The following is an 18,876-nucleotide window of genomic DNA, read 5'->3' as shown; positions in this document are numbered from 1 at the left end:
AAAGTTGCATGAAAGAAACCAAAATAAAAACAACAAAAAGCTCAGACAATTTGTCTGAGCTGGTTTACCAACGCATCAAGAATGATATCTTTGATTTCAAACTGATGCCAGGTGAACGTTTCACTGAATCTGAAGTTGCTAAAGCTTATGATGTAAGTCGCACCCCAATCCGACAAGCACTATATCGTTTGCAACAAGAGGGTTATGTTGATGTGAGTTTTCGTAGCGGTTGGCAAATCCGACCGCTCAATTTTCGGTATTATGAAGAACTTTATGATGTGCGGATCGTATTAGAAAAAGATTCGATTCGTAAACTTTGCCAGATGGATCATCAAAACTCGGTTGAATTATCCGTTCTAAAAGATTTATGGTTGATTGAACCTCATCAATATCTAAAAGACATTAAACAATTGTCACAACAAGATGAGGATTTCCATTGCGCTTTAGTTCGTGCCTCTGGAAATAATGAAATGGCGAGAATTCATCGTGATTTGAGCGAGCGAATCCGTATTATTCGTCGTTTAGACTTCTCTAAAGATTATCGCGTTGAAGCGACTTATCAGGAGCATCAGAAAATACTGGGTTATATTTTTAATCGTAAAGTAGATGAAGCCATTCAAGCGATTGAAGCACATATTATGCAAAGTCGTGATGAAGTGAAAAAAATTACTTTACAGATGTTGGATTCAAGTCAGTTTTATTAAGATTAGAGTATGGTGAGCAATAAGGATTTTTATGGATAACTGGCATTATGCCGTTGTAGCTTCAATTGTGACTATACTTGGAATGAGTTTAATTTCATTTCTCAAACTTTTTAAACTATGGAAGGCTTCCTTAAGTATTTTTTTTATTTCTAGTATAGGGTTTTGTATCATTGGAGGATTAGGTAGGAAATCTGAAAATCATGGCTTTGATGGTGCGTGGGGAAAACATGGTATATTGATGGAGTTTATGAATCTAGAAATAATTATGGTTAGTTTAGGTGTGGGTGCTTTCATAACACTATTATTTTTCTTAGCTATTGTTTTTTCTGATAATAAATAAGATTTAGTTTGCTAGATCATTTTTATAAATCTATATCACATGTTCAAATGAAATTCACAAAACTCTATTTTCTATGCCTAATCCTGCATAAAACTAACATCTTTTATTCATTTTCTATTTAATAATAAAAATCAAATTTAGAATCATCAGATGACACATGATGAATAACCAAATACTTAGCTCACTGTTTTTAAAACTTGTTGCGTAAGCGTCCGCTGAACCCCATGCCTATTTTTTAATTTGAGTTGGATTTCCAGCGATGTGGTAGTAATTCTTCTATTTGGGTCGCTTTATGCGTCGGCAGCCTTTTCAGCACATCACTGAGATAGGCATACGGATCCAACCCATTCAGCTTTGCTGACTGGATTAAAGTCATGATATTTGCCGCTCGCTGTCCACTGCGCAGCGAACCTGCAAACAACCAGTTCTTACGGCCCAATGCCCAGGGACGCATTGAGTTCTCTGCCCAGTTATTGTCAATGGGTAGATTGCCATCATCCAGATAGCGGCTTAAGGCTGGCCAACGCTTCAGACTGTAATTGATGGCCTTGGCGGTTGGAGAACTCGATGGCACCGTCAGATAATGTTGGTTGAGCCATTCACACAGTTGTTGCATCACCGGTTGGCTGTGCTGTTGTCGGTATTCGCGGCGGTGTTCTGCTGTACCATCGGTCTTTTTCCTGAGTTCTGCTTCTATCGCATACAGTTTCTGAATCATCAGTAATGCCTGTTCAGCGATCTGACTTTTCCCGGTCACATGTAGCTCATGGAATTTACGACGTGCATGCGCCATGCAGCCCACCTCTATGACATCGCCTGATTTAAAGCGTGCTTTATAACCACTGTAATCATCACAGACCAGATGGCCCTGCCAGCCATTCAGGAACTCTTCTGCATGCTGACCTGAACGGCTATCCTGAAAGTCATAGATCACCGCTTGAACTGGATTGTACTGTGTAGTGGCATAGGCCCAGACATAACCTTTCTTCGGTTTTTTCTCATCATCACCCATCCGCATGATGGTGACCGGCGTTTCATCGGCATGGATCACCCGCTGTTGCAGCACCACCTGTTTTAAGGCATTGGCCAGAGGTTCCAGTTCCACACCGCAGCGACCTATCCAGTCAGATAACGTTGATCTAGAAAGCTCGATTCCCGCCCGCTGATAGATCAGACGTTGACGGTACAGCGGTAAATGATCGGCATACTTCGATACCAGCACATGGCTGAGCAGTTCAGGTGAAGCAATGCCTTTATCAATCACATAGGCAGGCATCGCTTGCTGAGTCAGGGTGTCACACTGATCACAGACCCATTTGCCACGCACATGCTGTTCCTTATAGAACTGTGCCGGTCTGAAATGTAGTTTTTCACTGATATCTTCGCCGATACGACGCAAGGTGCAGCCACAAGCACATTGGGTTGATGTTGGTTCATGCTCGATACGGATGGTGTGTAGATGATCGGGCAGCAGTCGACGTTTAGGTTTGTTGACTGTGGCTTTGTGTGTCGCTGCATCAGTTTTATCTGCATTCAGCCGTTCCAGTTCCAGATCAACAGCGGCAATATCTTCTTCGACCGCTTCATCCCACAGATGGATTTGTTTTGCGGTGAGATGTTCGTTTTTACTGCCAAATTTGTGCTGTTTAAATAGTGCGAGCTCATGCTCGTATTTTTGCGTGAGAATGGAAAGATGTTGAACTTTGGCATCCAATTGCTGGTTTGATTTTTCTAATTCTTGATTTGATTGTGCCAAAGACTGATGCTGCATTGCCAACTGCCGGGTAAATTCCAGCAGTTGTTCATGGGTCAGTTGGCTTAAATCAGGCAGCGTATTCATGACCGCAGTATGCCTGAGGTCATGACGCAGAGGAAATAGAACGTTTGGAGAATAGCAGAATGGACCAAGCTAGTTTAGAGCATCGTCACCACCTGCTGTCGTCCAATGCGCTGCCAAGGCAAACCCTGGATCAGTGCCTGTAACTGTTCTGGGCTGAGGGCTACGCTTTCACCCTGGTGAACTTTAGCCCAGTGAAATTTTCCCTGTTCCAACCGCCGGGCACACAGCCAGATGCCCAGTCCATCATGTACCAGCACTTTCATGCGATGGCCACGTTTATTACAGAACAGGTAAGCACAATGCGGTTTGATGTAGCCAAAGGCTCTCACCACCTGAGCCATGGCCGTATCCATACCTGCACGCATGTCCATGGGCTGAGTAGACAACCAGATTTCATCGATACGGATCATGTTGTAAGTGCCTTGAGTAATTCTGCTAAAGCAGATATTTCTGATACTTGCCATTTCAAGCCAATTTCTGCTTTTGAGTGGGGTAAAGTAATTTGAACCGTTAACATGCCAGTAGGGATAGGATCTAATGGTGCGGAGCAAGATAAGGTAATAAATGCAGGTTTATTCGGTAGTAGTGAGCGATCATTCCCTGGCTTAGCATCAATTAAGCGAATCCATTTGGATACAAGATTTGTATTCAATCCATGTTGCAAAGCGACCGAAGCAATTGAAACCTCCGATGCTTTACACGCCTGAACGATCTGCTGTTTAAATTCAGCACTATATGTTCTTCGTTTTATCGTAAGAGATGCGATGGATGTCTGGTTATTTGTAGTCATAAATTTAAGTTCCCACTTGTTTTTAAGTCAGGACTAAATTAAGGCTTATAGGACGAATTCATAAGGTGTGTTCAGCGGACGCTTACCTTGTTGCTAAAGAAGGCTTCTTTGCTACGGCAATAGATGGCATCACTTTGATGCGTGTAGATCACAACACACCACCATTAGCCGTATTGCAAGAACCGACCTTAGTTTTTGTTTTACAAGGTAGTAAACGTGGTTATATCGGAACTGAAACCTATGCATTTCAGCAAGGTGAATGCCTTATCGTCTCTGTGTCTATGCCATTTGATTGTGATACGTTTGCGAGTCCTGAATTACCTATGATTGCGGCCAGCATGAAACTAGAGGCGAATACGGTAAATGAGTTATTAGCAAAAATATATTTTGAAAATGATAAATTTAAAGCACTCACTACAGGCATGAGTGTCATTCAATATGATGAAACCATTTCGAATGTATTGATACGATTATTAAAAACTTTAAGTTCTGAACAAGACAGCTTGATTTTAGGTGAACAAATTAAACGAGAGTTATTGTATCGAGTTATTCAACATTCGGGTGCTGATGCTTTAACAGGATTAGTAGTTCAAGGCAATTTACGACAGATTTATAAGATTTGTGAATATATTCAACATCATTTTACAGAGAAATTAACAGTGGAAATGTTTGCTGAGCAAGCCAATATGAGTATTTCTGCGTTTCATAAAGCATTCAAACAAGTCACATTACATTCACCTTTGCAGTATCTCAAAGTCACGCGGTTGCATAAGGCAAAACAAATGTTGCAAAACGAAAACCAAAGCGTTGCTCAAGCAGCTTATGCTGTTGGTTATCAAAGCTCATCTCAATTTAGTCGAGAGTTTAAAAAGCAGTTTGGTTTTTCTCCTAATCAAACTGAAGTAAATATACATAAGGAATGAGTAAATCATGAATCAAAATAGTAGCGAACAAATGAAATATATCGAAATTACTCAAGCTGGCGGTCCTGAAGTTCTAAAAGTTGTACAAGGTAAGAAACCTGAGATTAAAGAAGATGAAGTATTAATTGAAGTCTATGCCACAGGCATCAATCGCCCTGATATTTTGCAACGACAAGGGTTGTATCCGATGCCGAAAGGTGTAACGCAGATTCCAGGATTGGAAGTTGCTGGGATCATTTCACAAATTGGTTCAAAAGTAGAAAAATTTAAAGTCGGTGATAAGGTCTGTGCGCTGACCAACGGTGGAGGGTATGCAGAATACTGTGCTGTCCCAGCAAATCAAACTTTAGTGATTCCAAAAAATCTGAGCTTTATTGAAGCAGCAGCTATTCCAGAAACTTATTTCACAGTATGGGCAAATCTATTTCAGATCGGACAGTTAAAAAAGAATGAAACCGTGTTAATTCATGGAGGAGCGAGTGGAATTGGTTCTACAGCGTTGAGCTTATGTCATGCGATGGGTATTCAAACTTTTTCCACAGTGGGAAGTGAAGAAAAAGTAGAAAAATTAAGCTCAATTTCGACGGTTATTAATTACAAGACACAAAATTTTGAGCAAGAAATCTTATCACTCACAGATCAGCAAGGTGTAGATGTGATCTTAGATATTATCGGTGCTGCTTACTTTAATCAGAATCTGAGATTGCTAAAAAGAGATGGGCGACTGGTAATTATCGGATTTATGGGCGGTCGAAAAGTAGATGGCTTTGATATTCAAGAACTCATGCTCAAACGCGCTGTGGTGACTGGCTCAACGATGCGTGCTCGAACCAATGATGAAAAAGCAAAAATTACCCAAGAATTGGAGCAGTTTGTTTGGCCACTAATCGAAACAGGTCAATGTAAACCGATTATTTATAAGACTTTTGCTTTTGAAGAGGTTGCTGCAGCACACCAATGTTTGGAAAGCAGTGAACATATTGGAAAAGTAGTACTCGAAATTAAATCGTAATTGTGCCTAATCGTATTCATTCTATGCCTATTTATAGATCAAGCTTGAGAATGATCACTTGGAAAAGCAATATGTAAATCAAACATATCCTACGAGGAATTTGAACATGACAACAAATACAGATGATCGTAACCCAACCTCAGATTTAGCTGAAGATAATGCTTTTTTTCCATCACCTTATTCTCTAAGTCAGTATACGGCTCCAAAAACTGACTATGACGGAACTACATATCCAAATCCATATCAGGGCGATAAAAAGATCCTCATGATTGCAACGGATGAACGCTATATCCTGATGCAAAATGAGAAATTCTTTTCTACAGAGAATCATCCAGTAGAAATGTTGTTACCGATGTTCCATTTGGACAATGCTGGTTTTGCCTTTTGATGTTGCAACACTTTCAGGTAATCCAGTTAAACTGGAAATGTGGGCGATCCCAAAAGAAGAGCAAGTGGTTTTGGATACCTATCATAAGTACGAGAAACAACTTAAATCTCCACTTAAATTAGCTGATATTTTAGATCAAGCTTTAAGCGCTGACTCACCATATGCAGGTATTTTTATCCCTGGCGGACATGGTGTTTTAGCTAAAATTCCTGAGAGTAAAGAAGTTAAGGCTTTATTAAAATGGGCAGTGGATCATGATAAATATGTGATTACCTTATGTCATGGCCCAGCTTCTTTATTAGCAGCCGCAGTTGGTGAAAGCCCAAATGATTATATTTTTAAAGGCTATCAAGTCTGTGTTTTCCCAGATTCATTAGATAAAGGTGCCAATATTGATATTGGATATATGCCTGGACAATTGCCGTGGCTCGTCGGCGAAAAGCTTGAAAAGCTTGGTGTAGAAATCCTAAATAAGGGAATCACAAGGCAAGTTCATCAAGATCGAAAACTGTTAACGGGTGATAGTCCCTTAGCCTCTAATAATTTGGGGAAACTTGCTGCTGAAATTTTATTAGCTGATCCAAGTCTTAACGCATAATCTTTTTTAAACTTAAAGCCCAATCTTAGATTGGGCTTTTTCTTGAGAAAAATTTAAAACCTGTAAGCTAGCTGACAAATCATGTCCGCAATCTTGATTATGTTAGAAAAGTAGCAAGATATAATTAAATAGTTAGAGATCATCAATGAAAATATGTATTTATGGTGCAGGCACTATTGGATGCTATCTTGGCGGTAGATTGGTTGCAGCTGACTATGACATAGATTTTATTGTTCGTCCTAGAGTTCAGCAAGAACTTCAAACTTACGGTTTAACTGTTTCAGATTACACAGGATTCAAGCAAACTATTTCTGTAAATCAATTACAAATGAGCATTGATCCCAATGGTGCAGCTCATGCTGATATTGTCTTTGTTTGCGTAAAATCAACATCTACTGAACAAGTAGCCCTTGAATTAAAAGATATTTTAAAGAAAAAGACCATTATTATTAGTTTTCAAAATGGCTTAAGTAATGTGGGAATTCTAAAACGAATTTTAACAGACCACACTATACTCGAAGGAATGGTACCTTTTAATGTCGCAGCTTTGGGGAATGGTCGATTCCACCAAGGAACAGATGGTGCTTTGTATGTAAAAAACCATGAGCAATTAGCTGAACTCGTGCTTGCATTTCAAGAAGCAAAGTTAGAATTTCAGTTAGAACAAGATATGCAAGCTGTGCAATAGGCAAAATTATTATTGAACTTAAATAATTCAATCAATGCGCTATCCCAACTTCCACTGAAACAAGAATTATCTATTCGAGAATATCGTCAGTGTTTGGCACTTGCTCAATTAGAAACATTAAATCTATTAAAAATAGCCAAAATCAAACCAGCAAAACTTACTCCAATTCCAGCACAATTTATTCCTAAAATTTTAAAACTACCCAATCCTATATTTAAGATTATCAGTAAAAAAATGCTCGCGATTGATCCACTTGCGCGTTCTTCGATGGCTGATGATTTAATGGTTGGAAGAAAAACTGAAATCGATTGGATTAATGGTGAAGTTGTTAATTTAGCTAGACAGTTGAATCTTACAGCACCAATTAACCAAAAATTAATTGAGCTAGTCAAACAGGCAGAATCAGAACCGAAAGTATGGTCTGGATCAAAACTTAAAGCACAGTTAATGCAATTGTGATTCGATTATGCATAAAAAAAGCGTATAGCATCTCTATACGCTTTTTTTGATAAAAATCTTAGATCAGACTGTTTTTACAGCATCTTGAGGGGCAAATTTCGTAATTAATACGCCGAATATAGTCGCGAAGATATACATGAAAATGGAATATACCGCGGCAGGCATCGCGATGGTGGTACTTGCCATAATGGTGAGAGCAATCGTCATGGCTAAAGTGCTGTTATGAATCCCGATCTCAAATGCACATGCACGTGCTTGATATGAACTAATGCCTAACATTCGTGGCACGAAATATCCAACCATTAAACTAATAGCACAGAATAGTGCGGTTGCTAAACCAATCTGTCCCAAATAATCTATCAAGTTGCTTCGCTCTTTAATAATTGCGCCTAGAATGATAATCAGCAGAAAAACCACGGCAAAGATTCGTACAGGACGATTCAGTTTTTCAGCAATATGCGGTGCATAATGACGAATAAGCATTCCAATGCATACAGGTACTAAAATAATCAGAAAAACTTGTAAAACTTTGGTAAATTGCAGACCGACTTGCTGTCCTTCATTCATAAAATGCAGAATCGAGAAATTTACAATTAAGGGTAGGAACACCGCTGCGATAATAGCGTTAATGGCAGTTAACGTAATATTGAGTGCGATATCACCTTTATATAAATAGCTAAATAAATTGGCTGTCGTACCACCAGGTGATGCAGCCAATAGCATCAAACCGACTGCTAAAAGCGGTGGTAAAGCAAGTATTTTACAGATTAAAAACGCTATCCCTACTAATAAAATGAGTTGGCAGAATAAAGCAATTAAAACAGCTTTAGGGTGTTTGCTGACTCGCGCAAAGTCTTTAAGTGTTAGTTCTAGCCCCATACCTGCCATAACAATGGCTAAGGCGATAGGCAAAAATATTGTGATCAGTCCTGAATCCATAAACCGTGCTTTCCTAAATGAATTTTATTTTGATAAATAATTGATATCGTTTTAAAAGTGACCATCATCGTGTACAAATCAAAGATGATCTAAGTTTCGATCTAGCACTTTAAACATATATTTATTTGAAAATCTGTCAACTACACGACAACTGATATTTTTATGTGAATTTCTAATAACTAAAAAAGGCAAGTACAACTCGTGTACTTGCCTTTACTTTAAACTGACTTATCGAGATAAATAAGCTTTTTTAAAAGAAACCCGCTGGTTTAGTTGAGTAGCTCACCAATAGGTTCTTGGTTTGTTGGTAATGGTCTAACATCATGCGATGGTTTTCACGACCAATACCTGATTTTTTGTAACCACCAAACGCTGCATGAGCAGGGTAAATGTGATAACAATTTGTCCATACACGACCTGCTTCTATTGCACGACCTGCACGATATGAAGTATGTGCAGAACGTGACCAAACCCCAGCTCCTAGGCCATAAATGGTTTCATTGGCAATTTTGATTGCTTCATCAAAATCTTTGAAAGTAGTCACTGACAACACAGGTCCAAAAATTTCTTCTTGGAAAATTTGCATACTGTTGTGTCCTTTGAACACCGTCGGTTCAATATAGAAACCTTCACCAACTTCTTGACGAGCACCACCACCTACAAGTACTTCAGCACCTTCCTCGCGACCTGTGCTGATACAACGTAGAATTTTCTCTTGCTGTTCTAAGGAAGCCTGAGCGCCAACCATGGTTTCAGTATCTAATGGATGACCCAACTTAATTCGTTTAACTCGCTCGATTGCTTTTTCTAAAAACTTATCTGCGATACTTTCTTGAATTAAGGCACGAGAAGGACAAGTACATACTTCACCTTGATTCAATGCAAACATTGCAAAGCCTTCTAGCGCTTTATCAAGATAATCATCATCTTTGTCCATCACATCTTCAAAGAAGACATTTGGTGATTTACCCCCAAGCTCCAAGGTGACTGGAATAATATTCTCAGTTGCATATTGCATGATGAGCTGACCGACTTGAGTAGAACCAGTAAATGCAATCTTCGCAATACGGGGACTAGTTGCTAATGGTCGACCCACTTCAGCACCAAAACCATTAACAACGTTGAGAACACCTGGTGGAAGTATGTCTTGGATAAGTTCTAAGACCAGTAAAATACCCACAGGTGTCTGTTCTGCTGGTTTTAAAACAATACAGTTACCCGCCGCGAGTGCTGGTGCGAGTTTCCAAGCCGCCATCAAAATCGGAAAGTTCCAAGGAATGATTTGACCTACAACGCCTAAAGGCTCGTGAAAGTGGTAGGCAATCGTATCTTCATCAATCTCTGAAATTCCGCCTTCTTGTGCACGAATACATCCAGCAAAATAGCGGAAGTGATCTATCGCTAACGGGATGTCCGCGGCTAAAGTTTCACGTACTGGTTTACCATTGTCCCAAGTTTCTGCAACTGCAAGAAACTCAAGGTTTTGTTCCATACGATCCGCTATTTTTAATAAAATATTTGAACGCGTTGTAGCAGAGCTTTTATTCCATTCAGCTTTTGCTTTATGTGCTGCATCGAGAGCAAGTTCAATGTCTTCAACTGAAGAACGAGGGATCTTTGTAAACACTTTGCCATCGACAGGTGAAACATTATCGAAGTATTCTCCTCTTACAGGAGCTACCCATTGACCGCCAATAAAGTTCTCATATTGAGATTTAAATTGGACTTTTGAACCAGGTTGGTTAGGATCGATGTAACGCATATATAAATTCCTTTGCTTATAATTGATTTAACGATCTACAGCTTTGGTATAAGGTACTTTTGTACGTTATTTCTTTAGGATATAAGTGCGAAGGTTGGAGAAAGGTTGGAAACCATGATCAAGTGTGAGGGATACACAAATGTTTACAAAACAAGAGTTATTGCAACATCGTTCGTCCGTTGATCAGCTAAAAAAACAAAGTAGTCTGTCGCCACAAAATGCTGAAAAACTTGGTCAAAGTATTGCGAGTTCATGGCAGCGATCTGTTTCGTCCTCGATTCCTAAAGAACGCTTAGCAGCACCACTATTAAGTCAAAATAAAAAGAACAAAAGCAGTTTGGACCTAGCACTTGAGACCTGTTCCGATGAACTAAGTCATATTGCAGAACAATCCTCAATGGTTATCGCGGTAGGTGACGTTGGAAGTACGATTATTTGGACTGCATCTAGTAATCAAATGCAAAGTGCAGCTGAAAAAGTGCATTTTATTGCAGGTGGGCAGTGGGCTGAAGATATGGTCGGAACCAATGCTCTAGCACTTTCTTTAAAAACTCAACAATCAAGTTGTGTGTTCTCAAATGAACATTACATGGAGTCTATTCATGATTGGGTGTGCTATGCAGCACCAATTTTAGACCCGTATTCAAAACAGGTATTGGGTGTCGTTGATTTATCTACGACATGGAAAAAACACAATACACTTGGTGTATTAGCTGCTGAACGATGTGCATCTATTATTCAAACTGCTTTAATCGAACAACAGCGCCAACGTTTATATATTCGTGCCTTTGCCACGCCTCAAATTATTTTTAACCATAAATCATTGGTATTAACTCCAAGACAGGTCGAGATATTAGTCATTTTAGCCTTATGTCCAAATGGCTTGAATTTAGAAAATTTACATCAAGCATTATATGGTGAGCGTAAGGTGAGTATCGGTACGCTCAAAGCAGAAATGTCTCAACTACGGGATATTTTAGGTGGTATGTTGGGTTCTCGCCCATATCGTCTACTGGCTGATGTTGAAGCTGATTTTCTGTCAGCAGAGCAGGCTTTAGATGCAGGTTATGTCGCGTCTGCACTTCAATTATATAAAGGTGTTTTCCTCGCTAAAACTGAAAGTCCATTTTTATGTGCATGGCGTGATTGTCTTGAGTCTCGTTTAAGTGATGCGATTTTCAAAACTAAAGAAACAGACCTACTCCTTAAACATGTGGCCCATTTCCCAGAAGCAATCGATGCTGTAGAACGTCTAATGGAATTGTTCCCTAGCGAACATCCTGCACGCTTATCTTTGAGTAAGTTTAAAGACGTATATTGATTGAATATTTGAGATTAGAATTATCTAGCGTTAATTAAAAAATGAAATTTGCTTTGCCTGAAAAAGAACTCGATGTTCTGTAGAAAGATCAAAAAAATAAATAAATCATTGTTTACTTTGAATTTTAATTTATACAAAAAAGTGGGAATATAACCATTTTAATATTCCCACAAAAAAATAAGCCAAGTCTCGGAGTTCTGGCTTACTTTTGAGAGGAAAGCGTTATAAAGCAGCTTTAAAAATTTCTACAACTTGAGCATGTGTTGCTTTACGTGGGTTGGTCAGCATACATGCATCTTTTTGAGCATTTTCAGCCATTATTGCCAAGTCTTCAGTTTTCACACCAAGTTCAGTTAATCCTGATGGGATGCCAATTGATGATGAGAGTTCACGAATCGCATCAATTGCGGCAAATGCAGCTTCTGTTTCAGTGAAACCTTCAACATTAACGCCCATTAACTCTGCAATTTTTGCATAACGATCTTGGCAAGCGATTAAATTAAATTCGCATACATGTGGTAAAAGCACCGCATTACATACGCCATGAGGAAGATTGTAGAACCCACCAAGCTGATGTGCCATTGCATGGACATAACCTAGAGATGCATTATTAAATGCCATACCCGCTAGATATTGTGCATAGCTCATTGCATCGCGTGCTTCGATATTTTCACCATTGGCTACAGCAGGGCGTAACCATTGACTGATCATAGTAATGGCTTTCTCAGCACAGGCATCTGTAATTGGATTTGCGGCTGTAGAGACATAAGCTTCGACGGCATGGGTTAATGCATCCATTCCTGTAGCTGCCGTTAAACCAGCAGGTTTTGCAACCATAAGCTTAGGGTCATCAATTGCAATCAGAGGTGTACAACGCCAGTCTACAATTGCCATTTTGACATGAGTATCCGTGTTGGTAATGATGCAGAAACGCGTCATTTCTGAGGCTGTACCTGCTGTAGTATTGATTGCAATCAAGGGAGTCATCGGAACTGTACTTTTATCAATTCCTTCATAATCACGAATATGTCCGCCGCCAGCAGTTACAAGACCAATCCCTTTTGCACAATCGTGTGATGAACCGCCACCTAATGAAACGATAAAATCACATCCATTGTCGTTGTAGGCTTTAACACCGTTGTGAACATTAATATCTGTTGGGTTAGGCTCTGCACCTGGAAAGATGTGGCTATCTACACCAGCTTCTTTCAAATATCCTGAAATAGTATCTGCTACACCAAATTTAAATAGACCTTCGTCTGTAACGATTAATGCTTTTTTTGCACCGAGATTTTGTGCTTTCGTTCCAATCTCTTTTGCACAGCCTGGACCAAAGAGAGAAACGCAAGGGATATAAAAACCGTTTGTTTGATCTGCAATATTTTTAAAAGCCATGGAGTGATTCCTTCTTCCATTTTCCATTGTTTGTTATTCAGGTGAGTTACACCTTGAACTTAGTATGGAGTGCTTAAAAAAATTTCCTACCTACCAAATACCTACCAAAATATTGTTTTAAAAATAAAAGGGATACGCTACATAAAGTTGAGTATCCCTATACAAAGTTTAAGTCTTTAGAATTTATGAGTGTAGTTTACAAACATGCGATCCTCACCAAAATCATTTCCATGCTTCACATCATAATCAATTCGAATATATTGCAATGCCAAACCTTTGAGATAGGGCTGTTGAAAAGCATAGTTCAAGATAATATTAGACTCACTTTCATGATTTTTTTTACCATCAGCCGTTTCGAAATCCTCACCATAAACATATTTTACGGCTGCATTAAAACCAGGGGTATAATCTTTAAAATTATAACCATAAATAAAATGATATGACTTTTCATCTTTCTTAAAGAAACCTGTAGCATTCCAATTAATGAAATATGTTTCAGGAAGAAAACCATCTGGTAATGGATAGGCAGATTCACCAATAATTTGCTGATAGCCTAAACCGAAAGTATGATTATTTACTTTCAATGTTTCTAATAAACCAATATTTTGTGCATCAATATTAAAATTATTTCCATCTTCTTGAGCATTAAAATATTTAAATTTTGAATTAAGCACATAATTTTTACCTTTCAAATTATGCTCTAAACCCAAATAATGTTTATTGTATAAATCCTCCATGTTGCCATAATAATATTCTCCCTTTAAATCAGGGGAGAACTGATAGCGTAAATCAATATAATTTAAGCCATCTGAGTATTCTGTCTTTCCATTTGAAGTAAAAGAGAATTTACGAAAATCTTCTTCATTACGAGGGGATACTTTTTCAACATGACCTATTTCTGCGTAAAGTTGATCAGTTAATTGTGACTTAAGGTTTGCACCCCAATAAGATGTTAAGAGCTGACGACTGGTATCTACGGCAGTAACAGGTAAGTCTAACCAAAGCTCACCAACACTCAACAAGGTTTGGTCATAACCTAATTTTAAAGTGGCGCCGTGTTTTAAATAATCGGAAGCCTGTGATTGAGTCGCTTTATCAAATGGTAATACCGTATCAGCCACATGTTTATCTGAACTTAATCTAACAGCATATTGAACGGAAGCATCCACACCGATTGTCAAAGGTTTTTCGGCAATACTTAATGGTGTCTCAAGCATTCGTGAGTTATAAAACAAAGAGGCAGCTTGAGACCAACTTCCAGTATCCTTCAGTGCTTCATTCTCAAAATTACGATTGATGTAGGCATTTTTTAAGGTAAATTTCCATTCTTCTTTAGCGCTTACATTATCAGCCCAAAGTGAAGTTGAAACTAATCCACTTAGGAGTGAAATAGAGGACAAAATAAGCTTATTACATTTAAATATATGCATTTTTTAATTTCCATTTTGAGTTGAGTTGCGCCAATCCTCGGCGCAACATTACTTATTGCTGGTTGACTGAAGCTTGTGTTTGAAGAGTTGATTTTGAACTTTCAGGTACATTGACCGCGACTTTTAGATTGACGAGGAAGATCGCAAATGCAGCAATCACACCAGGAATTGCAATTGCTAAGAAGTTCATTTGATGAGGTAGTTCAAAAGTGAGCAATGCACCTGTAAGTACAGGCCCAATGATTGCACCTATACGACCGATACCTGATGCCCAGCCCATACCTGTTGAGCGAACAGTAGTTGGATAAAATTGTGCGACGAAAGTATATAGAAGAATTTGTGAACCGATTGTTGCTGCACCTGCCAAAGCAATTAAGCTATAGAGAACAATTTGAGGACTGTTGAATCCCAATAGTATTAAGGCAGCAGCTCCGATTACAAACATTGAGGTAATGACTGGTTTTAAATGGAATCGATCAGCTAAAGCACCGCCTCCAATTGCACCAACCATACCACCAATGTTCAATGCAAATAAGAACAGCATACTTGCGCCTAAAGAATATCCTGCTTGCAACATCAATTTAGGTAACCAACTTCCCAATGCGTACACCATTAATAGGCACATAAAGAAAGCGATCCAAAACATGAATGTACTAAATGCACGACCATCTTGGAAAAGGGCTTTTACTGGTGCTTCATGATGAATATTTTCATTGAAAACCAATTGAGTATTTTGATGAATGTCTCGTGTAGGTAGCAGCTTATTGATGATCTGTTTAGCTTGTTCTTCCTTTCCAGATTTGATCAGAAATGCCAATGACTCAGGTAGAAATCTCCAAATGATAGGCAACATCAATAATGGAATCCCTGCAATCAGGAACATGATTTGCCATCCCATATCTTTTACCAACCAAGCACCTAACAATGCTGAAGTCATACCGCCAATAGCATAGCCACTAAACATAATTGCGACTAAAGTACTTCGAATTTTTTTAGGTGCATATTCCGTCATTAATGCAACAACGTTTGGCATTACACCGCCTATACCTAATCCTGCTATGAATCTTAAAATTGCAAATTCAACGGGATTGGTTGCAAAAGCCCCTAGAAATGTAAAACCACTAAACAAGGTGACACAGATCATGATGGTTTTCTTTCTTCCTAAACGATCTGATAATGTACCGAATATCATTGCACCAAACATCATTCCAAATAGGGCAGCACTTGCTAATAATCCTGCTTGAACAGCCGTTAATGACCATTGCTGCATTAATAATGGTAATGCGACACCGTAAATAACCAAATCATAGCCGTCGAAAATAATAATTAGTAAGCACCAAACTAAAACCTTCCAATGAAATAAACTAAATTTGGCATTATCAATTGTTTCATTGATATTGACTTTTTCCATATACATCCTTCACCTCCAATTTGTGAAGCTTTGTTTTATTAATGTTTAAACTATTTTGTTATGTGGATTCAGTCAAAAACTAAATTGATATATCTTTATGTCTTTAAGGTATTGAATTTACTATTTTCTATCTAAATTTTAGACGGCAAAAAGCAGAGTATTTTATACTCTGCTTTTTTATAACAATAGGTATATTAAATAAATTGATTTATATACTGATTAAACTCAACAGGTGCTTCAACGTTTGAAATATGTGAAGCATTAATTTCAACCAACTGAGCCTTTGGTATGTGTTGCAACATCCATTCAGCATCTGTAACTGTGGTCACTGGATCAAGAGTTCCTGCAATAATTAAAACAGGTATCGTGATTTGTTTTAGTTCACCACGAAGATCCGCTTTAGCCAAAGCCTCACAACAATTGGCATAGCCCAGTGCACTGCCAGCACTTAAGTCGTTACATAGGTGGCTAACAACTGAAGGATGACTTTGGATAAAAGGATCAGTAAACCAACGAGATGCTGCGGTTGCAGCAATTGGTTCTAAACCTTGCTTTCGTACCAGTTCGGCACGATCTTGCCATGCTTGTTCCTGTCCAATCTTCGCTGCGGTATTGGCAATAATCACATGACTAAAACGCGATGGATAATGAATCGCTAACCATTGTCCAGTTAGACCGCCCATTGAAATTCCACAAAAGGCGGCTTTTTCAATCTTCAAATGATCTAGTAAAGCAATCACATCTTCACCTAACTGTTGCAAAGTGTAAGGACCAGTTGGAGTAGAAGATGAACCATGACCACGAGTGTCATAACAAATCACAAAAAAACGATCTTTAAAAAAATTAAACTGCTGTTGCCACATCCCAAAATTCGTACCTAGGGAGTTGGAGAACACCAGAGCAGGGGCATTTGCATCACCAAAGGTCTGATAATGAATCATGACATCTGCGGATTGAAACATCGGCATTACTGTACTCCTGTATCTAGATCAACACGCTGAATAATCAAAGCAATCCCTTGACCCACACCGATACACATTGAACACAAAGCATATTGTCCCTTGATCTGTTCAAGTTGGTTCAGCGCTGTGGTCACTAATCTCGCACCCGATGCACCGAGTGGATGACCTAAAGCGATTGCTCCACCATTTGGATTGATACGCGCATCATCATCTGTTAATCCTAAATCACGAGTCACCGCTAGAGCTTGAGCTGCAAAGGCTTCGTTTAACTCAATCACATCCATTTGTTCTAAGGTCAGATTGGCTTGTTTCAGTAACTTTTTGATTGCAGGCGCAGGGGCAAAGCCCATAATGCGGGGTTCAACACCCACCGTAGTGGCTGCAATGATTTTGGCACGAGGCTTAAGTTGGTATTGAGCAACCGCATCATCTGAAGCGATCAATAGTGCTGCTGCACCATCGTTAATACCTGAAGCGTTACCCGCAGTCACTGTACCTTCTGCTTTCACCACGCCTTTGAGTTTCGTCAATGCTTCAATCGTGGTCGATGCACGTGGGTGTTCATCGGTATCGATAACGACCGCATCACCTTTACGTTGTGGGATCGTGACTGGAACGATTTCTTGTTTAAAAAAGCCTTTGGCTTGTGCTGCTGCAGTCCGTTGTTGGCTGTTTAGGGCAAAATGGTCTTGATCGATCCGATTAATCTTGAATTGTTCTGCGACGTTTTCTGCAGTTTGTGGCATGGTGTCTACACCATACATTTCTTTGAGCTTTGGATTGATAAAACGCCAACCCATTGTGGTGTCTTCAATCTTTTGACTACGACCAAAAGCACTGTCCGATTTACCCATCACATAGGGTGCACGGCTCATGCTCTCGACACCACCTGCAATAATGAGATTTGCTTCACCTGCTTTAATCGCACGTGCAGCCATGGCAATCGCATCTAAAGATGAACCACATAAACGGTTCACTGTGGTTGCAGGGACTTGATAAGGCAAGCCAGCCAATAATGCGGACATACGCCCCACATTACGGTTGTCTTCACCCGCTTGATTGGCACAGCCGTAAATCACATCATCCACCTGTTGCCAATCGACCGTTGGATTACGTTGCATTAAGGCTTGAATTGGAACTGCACCAAGGTCATCTGCACGTACAGGGGCTAAACCACCTGCATAACGTCCAAAGGGGGTACGAATGGCATCAATGATGTATGCATTTTTTAAAATCATGGTCATGTCGCTTATCCTTTAGCCTGTGTTGCATCAATCAACTGAGCACCCGTCAACGCCTGTAGTTCTTCAAAACTCAGACCATCCACTTTCTCAATCACTTTTAAACCTTCTGTGGTCACATCAATCACACACAGATCGGTATAGATACGATCAACACATTTCAGACCTGTTGCAGGATAAGAAAGCTCCTCAACAATCTTCGGTTCACCTTGTTTGGTGACATGATCGGTGGTGATAAACACTTTCTTTGCACCTACAGCCAAATCCATTGCACCACCCACAGCAGGAATCGCATCAGCTGCACCTGTATGCCAATTGGCAAGATCACCGTTGGCTGCGACTTGGAATGCACCCAGTACTGCAATATCTAAATGACCCCCACGCATCATGGCAAAGGAATCCCCGTGATGGAAAAAGCATCCCCCTGTGAGCATGGTCACATACTCTTTGCCTGCATTAATCAGCTCAGGATCTTCTTCGCCTGTGGCTGGTGGTGGGCCAAATGCCAATAAACCATTTTCAGAATGCAGAAAAACATCTTTATCCGCAGGTAAGTAATTTGAAATCTTAGTGGGTAAGCCAATACCTAAATTGACATAGGCACCATCAGGAATATCTTGTGCAACACGTTCTGCAATTTGGTCACGGCTGAGTTTTTGATAGCTCATTGTTA

General features: G+C 39.4%; 16 protein-coding genes and 2 pseudogenes. 7 read left to right on the top strand and 11 right to left on the bottom strand.

What is annotated here, in order from left to right; genetic code table 11:
* Positions 1 to 8: 8 nt before the first annotated feature.
* Complete coding sequence (locus R2H34_RS09175) at positions 9 to 704, top strand: GntR family transcriptional regulator (protein ID WP_004639207.1); 696 nt, start codon at positions 9 to 11, stop codon at positions 702 to 704.
* 31 nt (positions 705 to 735) lie between these two features.
* A complete protein-coding gene (locus R2H34_RS09170; protein ID WP_075696518.1) occupies positions 736 to 1,044 on the top strand; it encodes a hypothetical protein in 309 nt (102 codons plus the stop codon).
* A gap of 235 nt (positions 1,045 to 1,279) precedes the next feature.
* Here the strand turns inward: R2H34_RS09170 and tnpC are convergent, their stop codons facing one another.
* From tnpC to tnpA, 3 genes are all read right to left on the bottom strand, one after another.
* The gene (gene tnpC / locus R2H34_RS09165) at positions 1,280 to 2,884 is read right to left on the bottom strand and encodes an IS66 family transposase (RefSeq protein WP_004684361.1); all 1,605 of its coding nucleotides are present in this window, start codon (positions 2,882 to 2,884) and stop codon (positions 1,280 to 1,282) included.
* 74 nt (positions 2,885 to 2,958) lie between these two features.
* The gene (gene tnpB, locus R2H34_RS09160; RefSeq protein WP_004642106.1) at positions 2,959 to 3,294 is read right to left on the bottom strand and encodes an IS66 family insertion sequence element accessory protein TnpB; all 336 of its coding nucleotides are present in this window, start codon (positions 3,292 to 3,294) and stop codon (positions 2,959 to 2,961) included.
* Complete coding sequence (tnpA, locus tag R2H34_RS09155; protein ID WP_004684363.1) at positions 3,291 to 3,674, bottom strand: IS66-like element accessory protein TnpA; 384 nt, start codon at positions 3,672 to 3,674, stop codon at positions 3,291 to 3,293. The genes tnpB and tnpA overlap by 4 nt, the downstream gene beginning before the upstream one ends.
* A 65-nt stretch (positions 3,675 to 3,739) precedes the next feature.
* On the opposite strand from tnpA, the gene R2H34_RS09150 reads away from it, so the two are divergent.
* From R2H34_RS09150 to R2H34_RS09135, 4 genes and pseudogenes are all read left to right on the top strand, one after another.
* Positions 3,740 to 4,597: an AraC family transcriptional regulator gene (locus tag R2H34_RS09150; RefSeq protein WP_318342245.1), complete on the top strand. Its 858-nt coding sequence runs from the start codon at positions 3,740 to 3,742 to the stop codon at positions 4,595 to 4,597.
* A 7-nt stretch (positions 4,598 to 4,604) separates the two neighbouring features.
* A complete protein-coding gene (locus R2H34_RS09145) occupies positions 4,605 to 5,609 on the top strand; it encodes an NAD(P)H-quinone oxidoreductase (RefSeq protein WP_005402600.1) in 1,005 nt (334 codons plus the stop codon).
* 106 nt (positions 5,610 to 5,715) lie between these two features.
* Positions 5,716 to 6,595 (top strand): annotated as a pseudogene (hchA, locus tag R2H34_RS09140) (glyoxalase III HchA).
* A 145-nt stretch (positions 6,596 to 6,740) separates the two neighbouring features.
* Positions 6,741 to 7,742 (top strand): annotated as a pseudogene (locus R2H34_RS09135) (2-dehydropantoate 2-reductase).
* A 63-nt stretch (positions 7,743 to 7,805) separates the two neighbouring features.
* Here the strand turns inward: R2H34_RS09135 and R2H34_RS09130 are convergent.
* Both R2H34_RS09130 and R2H34_RS09125 read right to left on the bottom strand, forming a co-directional pair.
* Positions 7,806 to 8,681 carry a bile acid:sodium symporter family protein gene (locus R2H34_RS09130; RefSeq protein WP_252665979.1) on the bottom strand — a complete coding sequence of 292 codons (876 nt, stop codon included), beginning with the start codon at positions 8,679 to 8,681 and terminating at the stop codon, positions 7,806 to 7,808.
* A gap of 250 nt (positions 8,682 to 8,931) precedes the next feature.
* Complete coding sequence (locus R2H34_RS09125; protein WP_004911212.1) at positions 8,932 to 10,443, bottom strand: aldehyde dehydrogenase family protein; 1,512 nt, start codon at positions 10,441 to 10,443, stop codon at positions 8,932 to 8,934.
* Between the two features lie 139 nt (positions 10,444 to 10,582).
* On the opposite strand from R2H34_RS09125, the gene R2H34_RS09120 reads away from it, so the two are divergent.
* The gene (locus tag R2H34_RS09120; protein ID WP_004911210.1) at positions 10,583 to 11,764 is read left to right on the top strand and encodes a hypothetical protein; all 1,182 of its coding nucleotides are present in this window, start codon (positions 10,583 to 10,585) and stop codon (positions 11,762 to 11,764) included.
* 222 nt (positions 11,765 to 11,986) lie between these two features.
* Here the strand turns inward: R2H34_RS09120 and mdh are convergent, their stop codons facing one another.
* The 6 genes from mdh to R2H34_RS09090 all read right to left on the bottom strand — a co-directional run bounded on the left by mdh (position 11,987) and on the right by R2H34_RS09090 (position 18,871).
* Positions 11,987 to 13,159, bottom strand: a complete 1,173-nt coding sequence (gene mdh / locus R2H34_RS09115; RefSeq protein ID WP_004911209.1) for an iron-dependent methanol dehydrogenase — start codon at positions 13,157 to 13,159, stop codon at positions 11,987 to 11,989.
* A 176-nt stretch (positions 13,160 to 13,335) separates the two neighbouring features.
* Positions 13,336 to 14,589: an OprD family outer membrane porin gene (locus tag R2H34_RS09110; protein WP_318342244.1), complete on the bottom strand. Its 1,254-nt coding sequence runs from the start codon at positions 14,587 to 14,589 to the stop codon at positions 13,336 to 13,338.
* Between the two features lie 52 nt (positions 14,590 to 14,641).
* Positions 14,642 to 16,006, bottom strand: coding sequence for an aromatic acid/H+ symport family MFS transporter (locus R2H34_RS09105; protein WP_087540120.1), 1,365 nt, complete (start codon positions 16,004 to 16,006; stop codon positions 14,642 to 14,644).
* Positions 16,007 to 16,194: 188 nt separating this feature from the next.
* Complete coding sequence (gene pcaD, locus R2H34_RS09100) at positions 16,195 to 16,968, bottom strand: 3-oxoadipate enol-lactonase (RefSeq protein ID WP_087540119.1); 774 nt, start codon at positions 16,966 to 16,968, stop codon at positions 16,195 to 16,197.
* A complete protein-coding gene (pcaF, locus tag R2H34_RS09095; RefSeq protein WP_171425349.1) occupies positions 16,968 to 18,200 on the bottom strand; it encodes a 3-oxoadipyl-CoA thiolase in 1,233 nt (410 codons plus the stop codon). Before pcaF ends, pcaD begins: the two co-directional genes overlap by 1 nt.
* 11 nt (positions 18,201 to 18,211) lie before the next feature.
* Positions 18,212 to 18,871 carry a 3-oxoacid CoA-transferase subunit B gene (locus tag R2H34_RS09090; RefSeq protein ID WP_087540115.1) on the bottom strand — a complete coding sequence of 220 codons (660 nt, stop codon included), beginning with the start codon at positions 18,869 to 18,871 and terminating at the stop codon, positions 18,212 to 18,214.
* Between the last annotated feature and the right edge of the window lie 5 nt (positions 18,872 to 18,876).

The sequence above is a fragment of the Acinetobacter sp. 16 genome, from assembly GCF_033439925.1.
GTDB lineage: Bacteria > Pseudomonadota > Gammaproteobacteria > Pseudomonadales > Moraxellaceae > Acinetobacter > Acinetobacter junii.
This window is presented reverse-complemented; position numbering and strand designations above follow the sequence as displayed.